This is a genomic window from Nocardia cyriacigeorgica, from assembly GCF_010858045.1.
Lineage (GTDB): Bacteria > Actinomycetota > Actinomycetes > Mycobacteriales > Mycobacteriaceae > Nocardia > Nocardia cyriacigeorgica_E.
In genome coordinates, this window is record NZ_JAAGVC010000002.1 from 1 (window position 1) to 21,072 (window position 21,072).

Consider the following 21,072-nt stretch of genomic DNA (forward strand, 5'->3'; position numbering starts at 1 on the left):
GTCTCCCGCACCGCGGCGGCGATATCCGCCACCGGCTCCGCGGCGGGCCCGCGACCGGACCGGGTTCCGCTGTCCCCGGCGCAGCGGCGGATGTGGTTCCTCAACCAATTCGCCGTCGAATCCGGCGGCGCCACCGCCGCGGTCGACAACATTCCGGTGGCCCTGCGGTTGCGCGGCGAACTGGACCTCGACGCCATGTCGGCGGGGGTCACCGATCTCCTCGGCCGCCATGAGGTCTTGCGCACGGTCTATCCCCGGCACGAGGACGGTCCGGTCCAGAAGGTGCGCCCGGTCGCGGTCGTCGAGCTCGCCGCGGAGCCGGTGGCGGATATCGCCGCCGCGGTGCGGGAGACCGCGGGCATCGGATTCGATGTGGCCGAGCAGGTCGGCGAAGATGGCGGCGACGGCGCGCTCGGATTCGGTCGCCGGTTCGCGGTATTCGGTGGTGGCGGTGCCGAAATCGGGTTCGGGCAGCGCACGGCGATCGAGTTTGCCGCTCGGGTTCAGCGGCATCTCGTCCAACACGATGACCTTGGCCGGGACCATGTAGTCGGGCAGCCGCTTGCGGACCGCGTCGAGCAGCGCAGCGGGATCGAGCGCGGCGGTATCCGGCGATGTGCCCGGACGGGTGCCTCGGCGTGCGCCGACCACATAGGCGACGAGCTGATCGCCTGCCGGCGAGTGATGCACGACGGCAGCCGCTTGGGCGACCTCGTCCTGGTCCAGCAGGGCCGCCTCGATTTCGCCCAGCTCGATCCGCAGCCCGCGCACCTTGACCTGGAAGTCGATGCGGCCCAGGTATTCCAGTTCATCGGGGCCGCCGTCGCTGCCCGGTGCCCACCGGACCAGGTCGCCGGTGCGGTACATGCGGTCGCCGGGGGCGCCCTCGGGGTTGGCGACGAAACGGTCAGCGGTGAGCCCTGGCCTGCAGAGGTAGCCGCGAGCCAGCTGCACGCCCGCCAGGTACAGCTCACCGACCACGCCGGCGGGGACGGGACGCAGGTTGTCGTCGAGGACCAGCAGGTCGGTGTCGTCGGCGGCGGTGCCGATCGGCACGCTGTCACGGTCGGCGCCGGTCACCTCGTGCGCGGTGACGTCGACCGCCGCCTCGGTGGGCCCGTACAGGTTGTGCAGGGTGGCGCCGCTGATCTCGCGGAACGCCGCCGCGGTCGCCGCGGGCAACGCCTCACCGGAGGCGAAGACCAGCCGCAGACTGTCGACGGATTCCGCGACATCGGGCTCGGCCACGAACACCGACAGCATCGACGGCACGAAATGAGCCACCGTCACCCCGGATTCGCGGATCGTGCGCGCGAGGTAGGCCGGATCCCGATGCCCCTCCGGGCGCGCGATCACCAGCCGGGCCCCCACCTGCAACGGCCAGAAGAACTCCCACACCGACACGTCGAAGGTGAACGGGGTCTTCTGCAACACCACATCGTCGGCGCCCAACCGGTACAGCCGTTGCCGCCAGCGCAGATTCGCCACGATCGCGCGATGCGAAACGGCGACCCCCTTGGGCCGGCCGGTGGAGCCGGAGGTGAAGATGACGTAGGCGATATTGTCCGGAGAAACGGTGGGCCAGCACGTGTCAGGGGCCGCGACAGCCTGATCGACCGTGCTGTTCACCTCGAAGCCTGCGCCCGGCCGATCCCCGGCCCCACCACCCTCGACGCACAACGTCGGCACGGTGGTCTCGAACGCCGACCGGTCTGCCGCGGTGGTGAGCACGACCGCCGGACGCGCGACATCGAGGACGTAGGCGATCCGGTCGGCGGGGTGATCCGGATCGATCGGGACGTATCCCCCGCCCGCCTTCACCGTCGCGTACATGCCGACCAGCAGCTCCAGCGAACGGCGCAGCGCGAGCCCGACCAGCACATCCGGGCCGACGCCGAGGTCACGCAAGCGGCGGGCGAGGGCGTCGACGCGGGCGCTGAACTCGGCGTAGGTGAGGGTGGCGCCCGCGAACTCCAGCGCGACGGCGTCCGGGGTGCGGCGCACCTGCTCCTCGAACAGGCTGATCAGCGTCTCGGCCGGGGCGAGTGGTGTCAGCACCGGTGCGGCGGCGATGACGGCGTCGGTCAGCAGCCGCTCCAGCAGTTCGCCGAGCCCGCCGTCGCCGGATTCCAGCAGCGCCGGGAACCGCCCGGACACCACGATCGGCAGCAGTTCTCCCGCGCCGAGCGCACCGCCCATGGCCTCGTCCAGTGCCGTCAGCTCGGCGGCCAGCTCCGCGTACCCGATCGCGGTCCCCTCGTGCGCGATGGCGGCGCGGTCGGGTTCGAGCTCGGCCACCGTGCGAACGAGCCCGGGCAGATCGTCGATACCGTAGGCGCGCCGCAAAGCGACCAGATCACCCGCAGCGCCGTCCATGCCGATCGAACCGGCCGCGATCGAATCCGCGTGAGTCATCAGCAGTTTCCTTCCGAATCGACGTTCGAGGTGGTGGTGCTCGCCGCGCGCCCGCCGGGTGGGGTGGTGTCGCTGGGCGGGGTCGTGTCGCCGCGCGACACGGCGGGATCGGTCGCGGCGCTGTCGGGTACAGCGATGTCGGACGCGGCGCGGTCGGGCGCGCCGGATGTCGGCGTGGCGATGATTTCGGCGGCCGCCGTCCGCAGGTTCGCGGTGGCGGTCGCCAAGCCGTCGGCGCCGAGCGCGGCCAGGACACCGGGGACCAGTCCGGCCAGACCGACGTTGATGAGCGTCTCCGGCTTCGCGGCCGCGCCCATCGCCTTGCCGACCGCGGCGATCTTCGCGGCGAGCTGCCCGAAGCTGACGGTGCTGTCGGCGTGCGTGAAGGCGATGCCGTCCGGGCGGATGGCGGCCGCGGCGGCAACCAGTGCCGGGAGGTCGGCAGGTGTGTGCGCCGGCGAACCTGAGACCCCGGCTGGAACGGTCACGTCCGCATCGCCCGGAGCACTCGAGCCCTCCATCGACTCCGAGCGCACTCCCGCAGCCGGCACGTCCCGTGCGGAAGTCCTGGCTGTCGCGGATCGACCTGCTCGTTCGGCATCCGTGCGGATATCGATCGCTCGCACGCTTATCTCCGGGTCGGCGGCGATGGCGTCGATGACCAGGAGCAACCGCTCGGCGAAGCGGCGGACGGTGTCGGCGTCGAAAATGTCGGTGGGATAGCCGAACTGGAAGTCCAGCCCGGCGCGGCCGGGGCGTTCGATACCGGTGAGGTGCAGATCGAACTTGGCTTCGGCGAGGCCGAGATCGAGGGCACGCACTTCCAGTCCGGGCAGATTCACCACGCTGTGCGGCATGTTCTGGTAGGTGAACATCACCTGGAACAGCGGGGTGTAGCTGCTGGAGCGGGTGCGGCCCAGCGCGTCGACGACCTGGTCGAAGGGGATGTCGGCGTTCGCCAGTGCGCGCAGGTCCCGGCGGCCGGTGTCGCGCAGCAGGTCGGCGAAGCGGGTGCGCGGGTCGACCTCGGTGCGCAGTGCGACGGTGTTGACGAACATGCCGATGAGCTCGTCGAGTGCGCGTTCACCGCGTCCGGCCACCGGCGCGCCGATGACGATGTCGGTGCTGCCGGACAGTTTCGCCAGCAGCACCGCCAGAGCGCAGTGGATCAGCGAGAAGACCGTCGTGCCCTGAGCGCGGGCGATCACATCGAGTGCGGCCAACCGCTCCGCGTCGATGGTGAATTCGGTGGTGCCACCGCGCATGTCGCGCCTGGCGGGCCGAGGACGGTCGGTGGGCAGGGCGAGTAGTTCGGGTGCGTCGCGCAGTTCGCCGGTCCAGTACGCGAGCTGGCGCGCCGCCGAGCTGTCCGGGTCGTCGCTCGCACCGAGCAGCTCGTGCTGCCATTCGCTGAAGTCGCTGTACTGGATGGCCGGCGGCTGCCAGTCCGGAGCGCGCCCCGCGGTGCGCGCCAGGTACGCGGTGACCAGATCGCGGGTCATCGGCGCGATGGAGTAACCGTCGGCGCTGATGTGATGTAGCACCACCACCAGGACGTGGTCGTCGGGGGCGAGCCGGAACAGTGCGGCCCGCACCGGCGGCGCGGCGGTGATATCGAAGCCGGTGGCGACGAATTCGTCGATGGTGGCCGCGAGGGCGGGCTCGGACACCGGCGTCGGCGTCAGGTCGAACGCGACCGCATCGGCGGCGAGCACCTCCTGAATCGGTCCGCCGTCGGTATCCGGGTAACGGGTGCGCAGCACTTCGTGCCGGTCGAGCACGTCGGTGATCGCGGCGGTGAGCGCAGCGACATCGAGTGCGCCGGTCAGCCGCAACGCGGCGGGCACGTGGTAGGCCGAGGAGTCCGGCGTGAGCCGGCTGACCACCCACATGCGCTGCTGCGCGGGTGAGAGCCGGGCGGGGCCGGCATCGGTGCGAGGCAGCAACGGCGGGCGTGCGGTGCCCTCCGACGATTCCAGTGCCGCGGCCAGCCCCGCGACCGTCGGCGCCTCGAAGACGGCCGCGACCGGTACCTGCCTGCCGAGCGCGGCACCGAGACGTGCGGTCAGCCTCGTCGCCATCAGCGAATTGCCGCCGAGGGCGAAGAAGTCGTCGTCCGCTCCGATGGTCCGGGCGCCGATGATCTCGGCGAAGGTCTCCGCGACCAGCCGTTCGAGCTCGCCGGTCGGCGCCCGGAATTCGGCCTCGGTGAAGACCGGTTCGGGCAGTCGAGCCCGGTCGACCTTGCCGTTGGCGTTCAACGGCAGCGCGTCGAGCACCATGATCGCCGAGGGCACCATGTAGGCCGGTAGCCCGGCCGTCAACGCCGCCCGCAGCTGGTCGTCGAGATCGGAATCCGCCTGCGGTGCCGCCACATAGGCGATCAGCCGGTCGCCCGATAGGGAAGCACGCCGGGCGACGGCCACCGCCGCCCGCACCCGCGGATCGCGCCGCAACGCCGCTTCGATCTCGCCGAGCTCGATCCGGAAGCCGCCGATCTGCACCTGGAAATCCGCGCGCTCGAGGTATTCCAGATTCCCGTCGGGCAGTCTGCGCACGATATCGCCGGTGCGGTACATCCTGGCGCCGGTGCCGTGCGGGTCGGCGACGAACCGATCCGCGGTCAGGCCGGGGCGTCCGTGGTAGCCGCGGGCCAGTTGCGCACCGGACAGGTACAGCTCACCGGCCACCCCGATCGGCACGGGACGCAGCCGGGCGTCGAGCACATGGACGCCGCTGTTCCACACTGGACGCCCGATCGGCACGGTGTGTGCCAGCTCGCCGGCCACCGGGTAGGCCGTGATCGACACCGCGGCCTCGGTCGGCCCGTAGAGGTTGTACAGGCGTGCGCCCGATTCGGATGCGCCAGGACGCGCGGGAGCAGGCGACGGCGCATCCGCCTCGGCGACGTGATCCCCGGCCTCCCGTGCGCATGCCGCGAATTCGGCGGCAGTGGCCGCGGGCAGCGCCTCGCCGATCGCGAGCACATGGCGCAGGGACGCAGGCAGCGGCCGACCGGCGGCCACCAGCATGCCGATCAGCGACGGCACCGCGTGCAGCACCGTGACCTCGTGTTCGGTGATGAGCGCACGCAGCCGGTCCGGATCGCGTTCGCTGCCGGGTGCGGTGATGACGAGCGTGCCGCCGGTCGTCAACGGCGACCACAGCTCCCACACCGACAGATCGAAGGTCGCCGGGGTCTTGAGCAGGGCGCGGTTGTCCCGGCCGAGGCCGAAATACCGGCGCAGCCAGATCAACTGGTTCACCACGGCGGCGTGCGGGACGGTCACGCCCTTCGGCAGGCCGGTCGAGCCGGAGGTGAAGATGAGGTACGCCGGATGTTCGGGCCGCAGCGGCCGGATCCGGTCGGCGTCCCGCAGGGGTGTGGCATCGCCGCCGAGTTCGAGCCGGTCCAGGACCAGCACCGGGACATCGGTCTCGATCGGCATGCCGTCGGCGGCCGTGGTGAGCACGCACACCGGCGCGGCGGTGGTGACGATATGGCGGATGCGGTCGACCGGATGATCGGGGTCGATCGGCACATACGCCCCGCCCGCCCGCACCACCGCGTACATGGCGAGCACCAATTCCACCGAGCGGCGCAGGGCGAGCACGACCGTGGTCTCCGGGCCGACGCCGTGCGCGATGAGGGTGCGCGCAAGACGATTCACCCGGGCGTCGACCTCGCCGTAACGCAGGTGCGCGCCGCTGACAGTGTCGATGAGCGCCGTTCGATCGGCATCGGTGGCCGCGAAGACCGCCAGATCGGCCAGCGTGACCGCGGGAACCGGGTACGCGGTCTCGTTCCAGCGCGCGAGCTGCGCGTGATCGTTCTCGCCGAGGAGATCGATCTCGCCGACCGGCAGTTCCGGGTGCGCCGCGACGGCGGCCAGGACGCGATGCAGGTGATCGAGGATGCGTTCGGCGGTGCCGGAGTCGAACAGATCGGTGGCGTAGCCGAGGGCCAGCTCGATGCCGGCTGCGGCGCCATCGGCGGCGTACTGATCTACCGCGAACAGATGCAGATCGAATTGTGCTGTCGCACTGTCGAACTCGATCTCGTCGATGTCGAGGCCAGGCAACCGCAGTTCGCCGCGTTCGTGATTCTGGAACGAATAGCCCACCTGGAACAGCGGATGCCGCGCGGTGGAACGGCGCGGGTTCAGCACCTCGACCAGCCGCTCGAACGGCACATCCGCGTGTGAGAGGGCGGCCAGATCGGTTTCCCGTGCGCGGGTGAGCAGCGCATCGAACGGTTCGGCGCCGTCGACCGCGGTGCGCAGCACCAGCGTATTGACGAACATGCCGATGACGTCGTCGAGTTCGGCCGCGCCGCGTCCGGCCACCGGGGTACCGACAGCGATATCGCCGGTGCCCGACAGCCGCGCCAGCAGGGCGGCGAAGGCCGCGTGCACCACCATGAACAGCGTGGCGCCGTTGCGGCGGCCGAGTGCGGTCAGTGCCGCGTGCAGTTCCGCATCGACGGTGCGGGCGATCTTCGCACCACGCAGGCTCTGCTTGGCCGGGCGCGGACGGTCGGTGGGCAGGGTCAGCTGATCGGGCAGCCCGGCGAGGGCGTCCTTCCAGAAGGCGAGCTGCCGGGCCGCGAGCGACTCCGGGTCGTCCTCGGCTCCGAGCAGCCGGTGCTGCCACAGCGCGTAATCGACGTACTGCACCGCGAGCGGGTTCCAGCACGGAGCGCACTGGTCGAGCCGCGCCGAGTACGCCGCCATCAGGTCCCGGACGAAGGGGGCGATGGAGGAGCCGTCGGCAGCGATGTGATGCAGCACCGCGGCGAAGACGAACTCGGTGTCGCTCAGCCGCAGCAGCCGCATCCGCACCGGGATCTCGGCGGCGACGTCGAAGGTGGTCTCGGCCAGCTCGCGGATCCGCGCGGGCAGCTCGGCCTCGGTCACCGGCTCCGGCTCGACGGCCGGGATCGCCTCGGCCGTCGGCACGATCAGCTGTTCGGCGGTGCCGTCGACCTCCGGGTACCGGGTACGCAGCGATTCGTGCCTGGCGATCACATCGGCGACCGCGGCCCGCAGCGCGGCGACATCGAGGGCGCCGGTCAACCGGAGCGCCAGCGGGATGTTGTAGGCGGTCGACGCGCGGTCGAAGCGGTTGAGGAACCACATGCGCTGCTGCGCCGGCGACAGCGGCAGCCGCGCCGGACGTGCCCCAGCGATCAGCGGCGGACGGCTCGGCTCGGCGTCGTCGGCGCCGGCCAGCGCGGCCAGTTCGGCGACTCGCGAATGCTCGAACAGCGCGCGCACCCCGACCGTGCGGCCGAACGCCGCCCCGATCCGCGCGGCCGCCTTCGCCGCGAGCAGCGAACTGCCGCCGAGATCGAAGAAATCGTCGTCGGCGCCGACCCGGTGCCCGGCGCCGGTGCCGAGCCCGAGCACCTCCGCGAACACCCCCGCCACGATCTCCTCGGCCGGTGTGGCGGGCTTGCGATAGGCGGTGCCCTCGAACACCGGCGCGGGCAGGGCGGCCCGATCCAGCTTCCCGTTGACCGTCAACGGAATCCGCTCGACCCGCACGATCGCCGCGGGCACCATGTGCTCGGGCAGCCTGCGCGCCAGCCCCTGCCGCAGCGCGGCGAGATCGACCGCACCCGGCGCGACCAGGTAGGCGACGATCCGCGCCTCGTCGGCGAGATCGGTGCGCACCACGACGGCGGCCTCCCGGACTACAGCCCGGCCGCCCGCGGACGCGGCGGAGCCGTTCGCGCCAGCGTTCGGCACGGCACCGGCGCGCCCGCTGTCAGCACCGCCGGGCAGGGCCGCGCCCGACGCCGTCCGGCTCGAATCCCCCGGCCCACCGTCCAGCGACGCCTCATCGGGCCGCCACGCCTCGGCTGGTCCCGTCGTCCCGTCGTCCAGCACCGCTCGGCCGGGCGCCGCCCCATCGAACAGAGCCGATCGGTCCAGCGGCATCGCAGTACCCGGCCGCGCTGCCTGATCGGCCGGCGCCGACAGATCCTGCAGCGCGGCCTCGTCCAGCAGCGCCGCCTCGATCTCACCCAGCTCGATCCGGAACCCGCGCAGATTCACCTGCTGATCGGCGCGGCCCAGGTATTCCAGTTCGCCGTCGGCGGTCCAGCGGGCGAGGTCGCCGGAGCGGTAGGCCAGGGAACCGTCGGCAGCGTAGGGGTCGGCGACGAAGCGGGCGGCGGTCAGGGCGGGCCTGCCGAGGTAGCCGCGGGCCAACTGGCCACCGGAGACATAGATTTCGCCGGGCACGCCCACCGGCACCGGACGCAGCCGGTCATCGAGCAGCCGCACCGCCAGCCCCGGCAGCGCACCGCCGATGACGCTGGCCGAGCCGGTGCCCGCCTCGATCGGCCGGTAGGACACGTGCACCGTGGTCTCGGTGATGCCGTACATGTTCACCAGTCGCGGCGTGCGGTGGTAGCGCGCGAACCAGCCGGTCAACCGCTGCGGCTCGAGTGCTTCACCACCGAAGATCACGTAGCGCAGCGCGAGGTCGTCGCGGGCGGGTTCGGCCAGATCGGCGGCCGCGAGCTGATAGAACGCCGACGGGGTCTGATTGAGCACGGTCACGCCTTCGGCGGCGAGCAGTTCGCGGAACTGCTGCGGCGAGCGCGAGGTGTAGTAGTCGACGACGACCAGCGTCCCGCCGTGCAGCAGCGCACCCCATAGCTCCCACACCGAGAAGTCGAAGGCATAGGAGTGGAACAGCGTCCATACATCCGAGGGCCCGAACTCGAAGTGGCGCTGGGTGTTGTCGAGCAGTCGCAGCACATTGCGGTGCGGGACGACGACGCCCTTGGGCCGTCCGGTGGAGCCGGAGGTGTAGATGACGTAGGCGGTCGCGGCCGGATCGAGTGGTGCGCGACGGTCGGCGTCACCGATCGGCGCGCAGCGACCCTGGCCGGCGTTCTCCGGGTCGGCGGGATCGGTGACGGCGATGTCGATGACGGGCCCGCCGAACCATCCGCGCGCGAGTTCGGTCGTCGCACTGGTGATGGCGCACACCGGGCGGGCGTCGTCGAGGACGTATTCGATCCGGTCGGCCGGGTAGGCGGGATCGATCGGCAGATAGCCGCCGCCTGCCTTGACCACCGCCAGCAGCGCGACCACCAGTTCCGCCGAGCGCGGCACTGCCACCGCTACCAGGGTTTCCGGGCCCACTCCGGCGGCGATGAGCCGCCGCGCCAGTCGATTCGACCAGTCATCGAGTTCGGCGTAGGTCAGTGTGCGGTGGTCGGCACGCACCGCGACCGCCGCCGGGTCGAGTGCGGCGGCGCGGGCGAACCGCTCGGCGAGTGTGCCGTCGGCCGCGCGGTCGTCGCCGGTGACCGGCCATTCGTAGAGCGCGCGATGCTGCTCCTCGGCGGAGAGCATCTGGATATCGCCCACCACCACGGTCGCATCGGCCGCGACCGCCGCGAGCACCTGGGTGAAGCGGCGGCCGAGCACGGCGACGGTGTCCGCGTCGAACAGATCGGTGGCGTAGGTGATGTCGATGTCCATGCCGTCGGCGCGGCCGTCCGGATCGGATTCGCGGACGGTGAACTGGAGATCGAATTTCGCCGCACCGGCGTCGAATTCGAGCGGCCGGACGGTCAGCTCGGGCAATTCCAAGGCGGGCAGGGCGAAGTTCTGGAAGGTCAACGCCACCTGGAACAGCGGATGACGGTTACGTGCGCGGGTCGGCGCGACCAGGTCGACCAACTGGTCGAAGGGCACCTCGGCGTGCGAAAGCGCGTCCAGATCGACGGCCCGCACCTGGTCGAGCAGGGTCTCGAAGCGCAGCCTGGTGTCGATGTGGGTGCGCAGGACGAGCGTGTTGACGAACATGCCGACCAGCCCGTCCAGCTCGGGTGCACCCCGTCCGGCCACGGGAGTACCGATGGCGATATCGGCGCTGCCGGACAGCCGCGACAGCAGCACCGCCAGCGCGGCGTGCACGGTGCCGAACAACGTGGTCTCCCGTTTGCGGGCGAGTTCGCGTAGTTCGCTGTGCAGTTCGGCGTCGATGCGCAGCCGGAAGGTGGCGCCGCGATGACTGGTGACGGCGGGCCGCGGCCGGTCGGTGGGCAGTTCGAGCTGCTCGGGCAGGCCGTCGAGGGTGCGGCGCCAGTGCTCGAGCGCGCGCCGATGCTCGTCGGAGTCGGCGCGGTCGTGCTGCCAGAGCGTGTAGTCGGCGTACTGCACGGGCAGCGCCTCCCATGCGGGGGCGCAGCCGCCGCGGCGGGCGGAGTAGGCCGTCATCAGGTCGCGGGCCAGCGGGCCGAGCGAGAAGCCGTCGGCACTGATGTGGTGCAGGACCAGGGCCAGCACATGATCGGTGGGGGCGAGGGTGAACAGCGCCGCCCGCAACGGAGTTTCCGTGGTCAGGTCGAACGGTTCGGCGGCCAGAGCGGTGAGCCGCTGCGATAGCTCGGTAGCGGTAGCGGTCTCGGCGCGCAGGACGACCGCGGGCCCGGCGGCGTGGCCACCTGCGGCCGGCAGGATGCGCTGCTCGGGCCCCTCCGGACCGTCCGGGTAGACGGTGCGCAGCGTTTCGTGACGTCCGACGATGTCCGTCAGGGCGGCGGCGAGGGCTTCGCGATCCAGCTCGCCGGTCAACCGCAACGCCACCGGGATGTTGTCGACGGCATCGCCAACGCCGGTGTCCTCGCTGAGGAAACGGTTGAGGAACCACATCCGCTGCTGCGCCGGCGACAAGGGAATCCGGGCCGGTCGCTCCCGCCGCACCAGCGGGCGCCCGGCCCTGGTGCCGCGCCGAGCCAGCGCACGGACGGCGAACGCGGCGACGGTCGGCGCGTCGAACAACTCCCGCACACCGAGCTCGGCGTCCAATGCGGTCGCCACCCGGGCGACGACCTGCGTCGCGTTCAGTGAGTTGCCGCCGAGGGCGAAGAAATCGTCATCCAGGCCGGCCCGCTCGAGGCCGAGTACCGCGGCGAACGCCTCGGCCACGAGCTGCTCGGCGTCGGTGCTCGGCGCCCGGAAAACGGCCGCCTCGTGCACGGGGGCGGGCAGGGCTGTGCGGTCCAGCTTGCCGGAGGCATTGACCGGGAACTCGTCGAGCACCACGAACGCGGACGGACGCATATACGACGGGAGTCGCTCGGCCAGCGCGGCCCGCACCGCCGCCAGGTCGATCTCGGCGTCCCGCTCGGCCAGCAGATACCCCACCAGCTGCTCGCCCGTGGCGGCAGCCGCGCGCAGCAGGACGACCGAACGGGCGACACCGGCGAGCTCGTCGAGTGCCGCCTCGATCTCCCCGAGTTCGATCCGCTGACCACGCAGTTTCACCTGGAAATCGCTGCGGCCCAGGTACTCCAGCTCGCCGTCGCGGTTCCAGGCCACCACGTCGCCGGTGCGGTACATGCGCTCGCCGGGGCCGAAGGGGTTGGCCACGAACCGATCCGCCGTCAGATCCGAGCGGCCGATGTAGCCGCGCGCCAGTTGCGCCCCCGCCAGGTACAGCTCGCCCGCGACACCCGGCGGCACCGGGTGCAGCCGCGAGTCCAGCACGTACACCTGGGTGTTGAACACCGGCGCGCCGATCGGCACCGACACCGTGTCGGCCTCGGTGACCTCGTGGCAGGTGACGTCGACCGCGGCCTCGGTCGGGCCGTACAGATTGTGCAGCCGCGCGCCGGTCAGTTCGCGCAGCCGGTGCGCGGGACCGGCGGGCAGCGCCTCACCGGAGGCGAACACCATCCGCAGCGACGTGCAGCGGCCGGGTTCGGCCATCGCGGGTGAGCCAACGAACGCGGCAAGCATGGACGGCACGAAGTGCGCCACCGTGACGCCCTCGGCATCGATGACCTCGGCCAGATACGCGGGGTCGCGGTGCCCCTCCGGCTCGGCAAGCACCAGTCGCGCACCGATCTGCAAGGGCCAGAAGAACTCCCACACCGACACATCGAAAGTGGACGGCGTCTTCTGCAACACCACATCCGAGGCGTCGAGCCCGTACGCCGACTGCATCCACACCAGACGGTTCACGATCGCCGCATGCGTGACCGCGACGCCCTTGGGCCTGCCCGTCGACCCCGAGGTGAAGAGCACGTACGCCGTGTGCGCGGCGGTCAGCGTGCCGAGGCGGTCGGCGTCGGTCAACGGCGCGTCCGAATAGTCGGAGGTGTCGAACTGGTCGACGTCGAGCACCGCCCACCGCCGCGCCTCGTCGCCGTCGGCCAGGTCCAAGCCGTCGGTGGAGCGGGTGAGCACGCACACCGGCCGCGCTGTCCGCAGCACATGACCGATCCGTTCGGCCGGATGCTCGGGATCCACCGGCACATATGCGCCACCGGCGGTGATCACCGCGTACATCGCGACCACCTGATCCAGCGACCGCGGCATCGCCACCGCGACCCGGCTGTCGGGGCGCACACCGATGGAGACCAGCAGCCTGGCCAGCCGATTCACTCGACCGGCGAAATCCGCGTAATTCATGGTCGCCGCGCGCTGCGGCACACCGGGATACACCAGCGCGACCGTGTCCGGGGTGCGGGCGGCCTGCGCCTCGAACAGCGACACCAGCGTCTGCCCCGCGGGCACCTCGGCCGCGGTGGCGTTCCAGGTATCGAGCACCAGCGCGCGCTCGGCCGGGCTCATCACCTCCAGATCGCCCACCGGACGCTGCGGATCGGCGAGCGCCGCGGCCAGCAGCAGCCGCAGCCGGTCGGCGAAGGTGGCGACGGTGCCCGCGTCGAACAGATCGGTCGCGTATTCGAAGACCGCGTCGAGCCCGGCCGGCCCGTCGCCGTCGACGGTTTCGGTGATCGTCAGGTGCAGGTCGAATTTCGCGGTGCCGGTATCGAGATCGAGCCGGGTGGCCGTGACACCGGCCAATTCCAGACGTGTCGTCGCGGTGTTCTGCACATCGAGCATCACCTGGAACAGCGGATGCCGTGCCGCCGAACGCGGCGGGTTCACCACCTCGACCAGCCGCTCGAACGGGACGTCGGCGTGCGCGAAGGCCCGCAGATCGCCGTCGCGGACCGCCTCGAGCAGCTCGGTGAAGCTGCGATCGGGAGGCACCTGCGAACGGAGCACCAGCGTGTTGACGAACATGCCGACCAGCTCGTCCAGCGCCTGATCGCCGCGACCGGCGACCGGGGTGCCGAGGGCGATATCGGTGTGCCCGGTCAGGCGCGACAGCAGCGCTGCGAAGGCGGCGTGCACGACCATGAACAGCGAGGCGTTCGAGCGGCGCGCCACAGCGCGGATGCCGCGATGGGTGGCGGCGTCGATGGTGAAGGCGTACCGCGCGCCGCGGCCGGTCGCGACGGCCGGACGGGGACGGTCGGCGGGGAGATCCAGCACATCGGGTAGCTGCGCCAGCTCCGCCGACCAGAACCGGATCTGTTCGGCGAGTAGTGAATCCGGGTCGTCCTCGGCGCCGAGTACCTCGCGCTGCCACAGCGTGTAATCGGCGTACTGCACCGGCAGCGGCGCCCAGTCCGGCGCGGTCGCGGCACAGCGGGAGGCGTAGGCGCGCATGAGGTCGCGGGTGAGCGGCGCGATCGACCAGCCGTCGGCGCTGATGTGATGCATCGATACGACCAGGACGTGGTCGTCGGCGGCCAGGCGCAGCAGGGTCAGGCGCACCGGTGGTTCCCGGTCGACGCGGAACGGGGTGGCGGCTTCGGCTCGGATCCGGTGGTCGAGCCGGTCGGGCGCGATGTCGTCGAACCGCATGGGCGTGCCTGCGGGCAGGACGCGCTGGCACGCAACCCCGTGCACCGCCGGGTACACCGTGCGCAGCGTTTCGTGCCGTTCGATGACGTCGGCCACCGCCGCACGCAGGGCTTCCCGATCGAGCGTCCCCGTCAACCGGACGGCGGCGGTCAGATTGTCGGCGACCGACTCGGCGTCGAACTGGTTGAGGAACCACATGCGTTGCTGTGCGTACGACAGCGGCACCAGCTCGGGCCGCTCCCGCGCGACCAGGGCGGGCCGCGCTCGGCCACCATCGCCCTCGCCCAGCCGGGCGGCGAGCGCGCCGACCGTCGGGGATTCGAACAGCATCCGTACCGGCACATCGGTATCGAGCAGGGCGGCGATGCGGGCCGCGATCTGGGTGGCGACCAGCGAGTTCCCGCCGAGGGCGAAGAAATCGTCGTCGAGGCCGACCCGGTCGGCGCCGAGGGTCTGCGCGAAGATCTCCGCCACCGTGCGCTCGGCCCGGGTGACGGGTGCACGGAAGGTCGCGGTGGCCAGCTCGGGATCGGGCAGCGCCTTGCGATCGAGTTTGCCCGAGCTGGTCAGCGGCATCGCGTCCAGCCGGACGTAGGCGCCGGGCACCATGTACGAGGGCAGCACCGCACGCAGCCGGGAATCGAGTACTGCCGTCGGGTCGGTATCGGAATCGCCGGTTACCACATATGCCACCAGCAGCTCACCGGCGGTGTGCCGGTACACCCGCGCGGCGGCCGAGCGCACCTCGGGGCATGCGCTCAGCGCCGCCTCGATCTCACCGAGCTCGATGCGCTGGCCGCGCAGTTTGACCTGGAAATCGCTGCGGCCCAGGTATTCCAGTTCGCCCGCCCGGTTGCGCCGCACCAGGTCGCCCGTGCGGTACATCCGGGCACCGGCCGGGCCGTAGGGATTGGCGACGAAACGGGCCGCGCTCAGATCAGCGCGTCCGTGGTAGCCGCGCGCCACCTGCACACCGGACAGGTACAGTTCGCCCACCACGGTGTCGGGCACCGGACGCAGGCGGGCGTCGAGCACGAGCACCTGACTGCCCGGCACCGGGCGGCCGATCGGTACCGAGCCATCGACCTGCGGCGATACCGGCGCATGGGTGGCGTGGACGGTGAATTCGGTCGGGCCGTAGAGGTTGTGCAACGCCGCGGAACTCACCGCGGCGAACGCGGCCGCTGCCGCACCGGTCATCGCCTCGCCGGCCACCAGCACCGTGCGCAGCGAGGCCAGCGATGCGGCGGGCGCGGTCTCGGCGAAGACCGTCAGCATGGACGGCACGAACGAGGTCATGCTCACCCGCTGCGCCGCGATGGTCGCGGCCAGGTAGCCGGGATCGCGGTGCCCGCCGGGTGCGGCGACGACCAGCCGCGCGCCCACCGCCGTCGGGGCGAACAGCTCCCACACCGAGACATCGAAGGTGGCGGGCGTCTTGAACAGGACCACATCGTCGGGAGTGATGTCGTATTCGGTGGTGATCCAATCGATCTGGTTGACGACCGAGGCGTGCTGCACCGCGACGCCCTTGGGGCGCCCGGTGGAACCGGAGGTGAAGATGACATAGGCGGTGTGCGCCGATCGGAGTGGCGCGCGCCGCTCCGCATCGGTGACGGGCGCGGTCGAGTACTCGGCGAGCTCGTCGTCGACGGTCAGTACGGCAACATCTGTGCCGGTCCAGGTATCGCACGAGCGGACGAGCACGCACACCGGACGCGCCGTCTCCAGCACCTGGCCGATGCGCGCGGCAGGCTGCTCGGGGTCGAGCGGAACGTACCCGCCGCCCGCGATGAGCACGGCGTACGCGGCGATCACGAATTCCGCCGAACGGGGCATGCCCAGCGCGACAAGCGTTTCAGGCCCGACACCGGCGGCGATCAGGCGACGCGCGAGCCGGTTGACGCGCCCGGCGAGTTCGGCGTAGGTGAGCTGCTGGTCGCCGTCGACGAGGGCGATGGCGGCCGGCCGACGCTCGACTTGGTAGGTGAAGGCGTCCAACAGGGTCGGTTCGCCGGGCGCGGGAATCCGCCTGTGCGGGGGCAGGTCTGGCAGGTTGCCTGCGCCGGGAGAGACGGCGGTGGCCACATCGACCGCGATCGCGCGCCGCTTCGGCCGCACCGCCGTCGCGTCCCCGGAGGCGAGCACCCGCCGTTGTTCGGCGGCGTCGAGCAGCGGTAGATCGGCGACTACGCGCTCGGTCTCCTCGACGATCGCCCGCAGCACCCGCAGCAGCAGACGCGCGTATTCTTCGATGGTTTCCGCATCGAAAAGATCTGTGGCGTAGGTGAATTCGGCGGGCACCCCGGTCGGCGCCGGACCTTCCCTGTGTCCGGCCCCGCCGAGGTGATCGGTGACCGTGAGTTGAAGATCGAACTTGGTCACGCCGGTGTCCAGGGTACTGGTCCGCGCCGCGATACCGGGGAGTTCGAAGCTGATGTCGCCCGTGTTGTCGAACGAGAACAACACTTGGAACAGGGGGTGCCTGGCCTGCGACCGTGGCGGGTTGATGGCGTCGACCAGTTGCTCGAACGGCAGGTCGGCATGGGCGAAGGCCGCCAGATCGGCCGCCTTGACCTCGGTGAGCAGGTGTTCGACGGTGCCGTCGGGGTCGATGACGGTGCGCAGCGGCAGGGTGTTGACGAACATGCCGATCAGGTCGTCGAGGGCGCGATCACCGCGGCCCGCGACGGGTGTGCCGATCACGATGTCGTCGGCGCAGGCCAGGCGCGACAGCAGTGCCGCGAATCCGGCGTGCAACACCATGAACGTCGACAGCTGGTGCGTGCGCGCGGTTTCGGTGAGCGCGGTGTACAGCTCGGCCGGGATCTCGAATCGATGGATGGCGCCACGGGCGGAGGCGACGGCCGGGCGCGGGCGGTCGGCGGGAAGTTCGAGCAGATCGGGGGCGCCGGCGAGCGTGGTGGTCCAGAAATCCAGCTGCCGTCCCAGCGGTGCGGCCGGGTCGGCGGCCGAGCCGAGCAGCTCGCGCTGCCACATGCTGTAGTCCGCGTACTGCACCGGCAGCGGCGTCGGTGCGGGTACGGCGCCGTCGCGGCGGGCGGTGTAGGCGCCCATGACGTCGCGCGCCAGGACCCGCAGCGAGAGTCCGTCCGCGGCGATGTGGTGCACGACGACGGCCAGGGCGACGCTGCCGTCGTCCACCACGAAAACACGCGCACGGAACGGTATCTCGCGTTCGAGATCGAAACCGGCCGACGCGAACGCCGCGAGTTCGCCGTCCAGCGCATCCGCGCCGATCGCTTCGGGCGTCACCACGAACTGCGCCGGCTCGTGCACCACCTGATGGGCGGCCGATCCGGCGGCGTCCACCCCGGGCGGGGTCGCCGGGAAGACCGTGCGCAGCACCTCGTGGCGTTGCACCAGGTCGCCGAGGGCGGCGCCGAGAGCGGGCAGATCCACCGCGCCGCGCAGCCGCACCACGAACGGCATGTTGTAGCTCGCGCTCGTGTCCTCGAACCGGTTGAGGAACCAGATCCGCTGCTGCGCGGGCGAGAGCGGCACATACTCCGGACGCGGCCGGGCGTACAGCGGCGCGAGCGCACCGGAATCGGCGCGCTGCTCGATCAGCTCGGCCAGCCCCGCCACCGTGGACGCGGCGAACAGTTCGCGCACCCCGAGCCGGCAGCCGAGGTCGGCGCCGAGCCGGGCCGCCACCTGGGTGGCGATCAGGCTGTTGCCGCCGAGGGCGAAGAAGTCGTCGTCGCGGCCGATCCGCTGCTGTCCGAGCAGTTCGGTGAACACCGCGGCCACCGCCTGCTCCACGGGAGTGGCGGGGGCGGTGTATTCCGCGGTGCCGCGCTGCGGTGCGGGTAGCGCGGCCCGGTCGAGCTTGCCGGAGGCATTGACCGGCAGCGCGTCCAGCACCACGTACGCGGCGGGCACCATGTACCCGGGCAGTGCCCGCGCCGCGGCGGCCCGCAACCGCTCCGGGGTCACCGTGTCCGGTTCGGCTTCCACCACATAGGCCACCAGCTGTTCGCCGACGCCGTGGTCGTCGCGCACCACGACCACCGCCCGCACCACCGAGTCCACGGCGGCCAGCACGGCCTCGATCTCGCCCGGTTCGATCCGCAGCCCGCGCAGCTTCACCTGGAAATCGGTGCGACCGAGATATTCCAGTTCACCGTTGGTCGTCCAGCGCACCACATCGCCGGTGCGGTACAGCCGCTCCCCCGGCTGATCGCCGAACGGATCGGCGACGAACCGGCCCGCCGTCAGGCCGGGCGCACCCGCATATCCCCGGGCGAGCTGTACCCCCGACAGATACAGCTCACCCGGCGCCCCGACCGGTACCGGACGCAACCGCGAATCCAGCGCGTAGACCCGAGTGTTGAACACCGGGGCGCCGATCGGCACCGAAACGGTATCGGCGTCGGTCACCTCGTGGAAGGTGACGTCCACCGCCGCTTCGGTCGGACCGTACAGGTTGTGCAGCCGGGCGCCGGTCAGCACCCGTAGCCGCTGGGCGAGCGAGGCGGGTAGCGCCTCGCCGGAAGCGAACACCGTGCGCAGCGAGGTCTCGGCGGCCATGTCCTGGTGCGCCAGAAACGCCTCGAGCATCGACGGCACGAAATGTGCGGTGGTGATGCCGTACTCGGCGATCACCGCGCGCAGGTGGGCGGGGTCGCGGTGGCCGTCGGGCTGAGCCAGCACCAGCGTCGCGCCGATCTGCAGCGGCCAGAAGAATTCCCACACCGACACGTCGAAGGTGGCAGGCGTCTTCTGCAACACCACATCGGCCGGGGTGAGCCGATAGGCGCGCTGCATCCACACCAGCCGGTTCACGATCGCGGCATGCGAGACCACAACGCCCTTGGGTTTGCCGGTGGAGCCGGAGGTGAAGATCACGTAGGCCGGATGGGCCGGGCGCAGTGCGGTGCCGCGTTCCCGGTCCCAGATAGGGCCGGTGGGGCCGTCGGCGGGCAGTTCGTCGAGGTCGAGCACCGGCACCACGCCGTCGGCCAGATCCGGCCGGTCACCCGCGGTGAGCACACAGGCCGGACGCGCGGTCGCGATGATGTGCGCGGTGCGGTCGGCCGGATGGTCGGGGTCCAGCGGCACATAGGCGGCCCCCGCGGCGAGCACCGCGTACATGGCGATCACCAGCTCCGGTGAGCGCCGGATATGCAGCCCCACCAGCGACTCCGGGCCGACCCCGCGCGCGATCAACGCCCTGGCCAGCCGATTCGCTCGGGCCGCGAGCTCGGCGTAGGTCAGGTCGGGGCTGCCGGCGAAGCGCAGCGCGACCGCGTCCGGGGTGCGCGCCACCTGCGCCTCGAACATCGACACCAGCGTCGCGCGCGGGTCCACCGGATGGCCGGTGGCGTTCCAGATCTTGGTGCTGACCTCCAGCTCCAGCTCGGTGGCGACCTCGACACCGGCCAGGGGCGCGTCCAGGTCGGTCGCGAGCAGCCGGTCCAGGTACCCGATGAAGCGGGCGTGGTGCCGGGCGATGTCGTCGGCGTCGTAGAGGTTGGGATTGGCCTCGAAGTCGACGTGCACCCGGTCGCGTTCGCCGTAGTAGACGTTGAGGCTCAGATCCTCCACCGGCCCGGTGGACAGCACGTGGTACTGGCCGGTCGCCGTGCCGAGGGTGAGGTCGCTGCGGAACAGCATGATGTTGGCCAGCGGACCGAACAGGGCGCGCCGGGCCGGGCGCCCGTCGTGCTCGGCGTCGCGGCGGATGTCCTCGGCCCGGTAGCGCTGGTGCCGCAGCGCGCCCGCGACCTCCACCCGGGTGGCGTGCAGCAGCTCGCCCCAGCTGCCGCCGGTCGACAGCCGCAAGGGCACGATGTTGGACAGCATGCCCGCCGAGCGGCGCATCACCGCGGTGGTGCGAGCGGTCACCGGCAGGCTGAGCACGGCGTCATTGCGGTCGGTGAGCCGGCCGAGATAGGCGGCGAAGGCGGCGAGCAGCACCACCGCAGGGGTCGAATCCTGGCTCGCGGCCAGGGTGTTCATCCGTTGGGTGAGCGCCTCGGGCAGCGGCCGTCCGGCGATGAGGTTGGCCGCGGCGCGCGGCGCGGTGCGGCCGTCGAGGCTGGTCGGTGCGTCCAGCCCGGCCACCCGTTCGGCCCAGTGCGTGCGGTCGGCGCTGAAACGGGAGCTGTCGCGATAGGCGTGCTCGCCCTCGACCAGCGTCGCAAGGGAGGCGGGTGAGACCGGCTCTGGCTCGCGTCCGAGCACCCGCGCGGTGTAACGCTCGGCCACCCGCATGGTGTTGGTGAGTGCGCCGAACCCGTCGAGGATGATGTGGTGCGCGCGCAGATACCAGAAATAGCGGTCGGCCTCGACCCGCAGCAGCGCGCCCGCGAAAAGCTGATCGTGGAGTAGATCGACCGGCGTACTGGATTCGGCCCGCATCCATTCTTTCGCTGCGGCAATCGGATCGGGATACGAACGGACATCGATCAACGGAATGTGGACCGAGGCCTGCGCGTCGACCCATTGGTACGGCACCCCGTCGGCTTCCCCGATGCGGACCAGCACCGATTCGTACTCACGCGCCGCCTCGATCGAAACCTCTTGCAGCAGTTCGGCGTCCACCGCACCGCGCACGTCCACGTATTGCGCCACATTGATCGGCACCTGCGGATCGAGGAGCTGGGCGTACCAGACTCCCAGCTGCGCGGGTGCGAGCGGGAAGCGGGCCGGCGCGGATGTTCGCGCCTCGGTATGCAGCGTCTCCTGCTTCCGCGCGCTGGGTCCACCCAACTCCGTACCGTGCACCAGAGCCTCCTCGAAATGGCGAATTAACGGCTGGCCGAATGCTTTTGGGCAGCACGAATAAGCCTGCGCGGCGGGTCGGAGTCCCGGGCGCGGGCGGCTACCGCATGAGGTGTGGGCGAATGACACGCGACGCTCGTCTGGGCGCTCGCGCGTATTCGTCAGATGTGCGTGAACTGGAATCGGCGACCGTGTGGTCGCCGCCGTGCCGTCCGGA

General features: G+C 71.2%; 1 protein-coding gene and 2 pseudogenes. 1 reads left to right on the forward strand and 2 read right to left on the reverse strand.

The features are described 5' to 3' along the window. Positions 1–90: 90 nt before the first annotated feature. Positions 91–282: pseudogene (locus GV790_RS30910) on the forward strand (hypothetical protein); the annotation flags it as partial. A gap of 93 nt (positions 283–375) precedes the next feature. On the opposite strand, the pseudogene GV790_RS02300 reads toward GV790_RS30910, so the two are convergent. After that, positions 376–2,415 (reverse strand): annotated as a pseudogene (locus tag GV790_RS02300) (amino acid adenylation domain-containing protein); the annotation flags it as partial. Continuing rightward, on the reverse strand, positions 2,415–20,858 hold the full coding sequence (locus tag GV790_RS02310; protein WP_309138971.1) for a non-ribosomal peptide synthase/polyketide synthase: 18,444 nt from the start codon (positions 20,856–20,858) through the stop codon (positions 2,415–2,417). The gene GV790_RS02310 and the pseudogene GV790_RS02300, both read right to left, overlap by 1 nt. Positions 20,859–21,072: the final 214 nt, after the last annotated feature.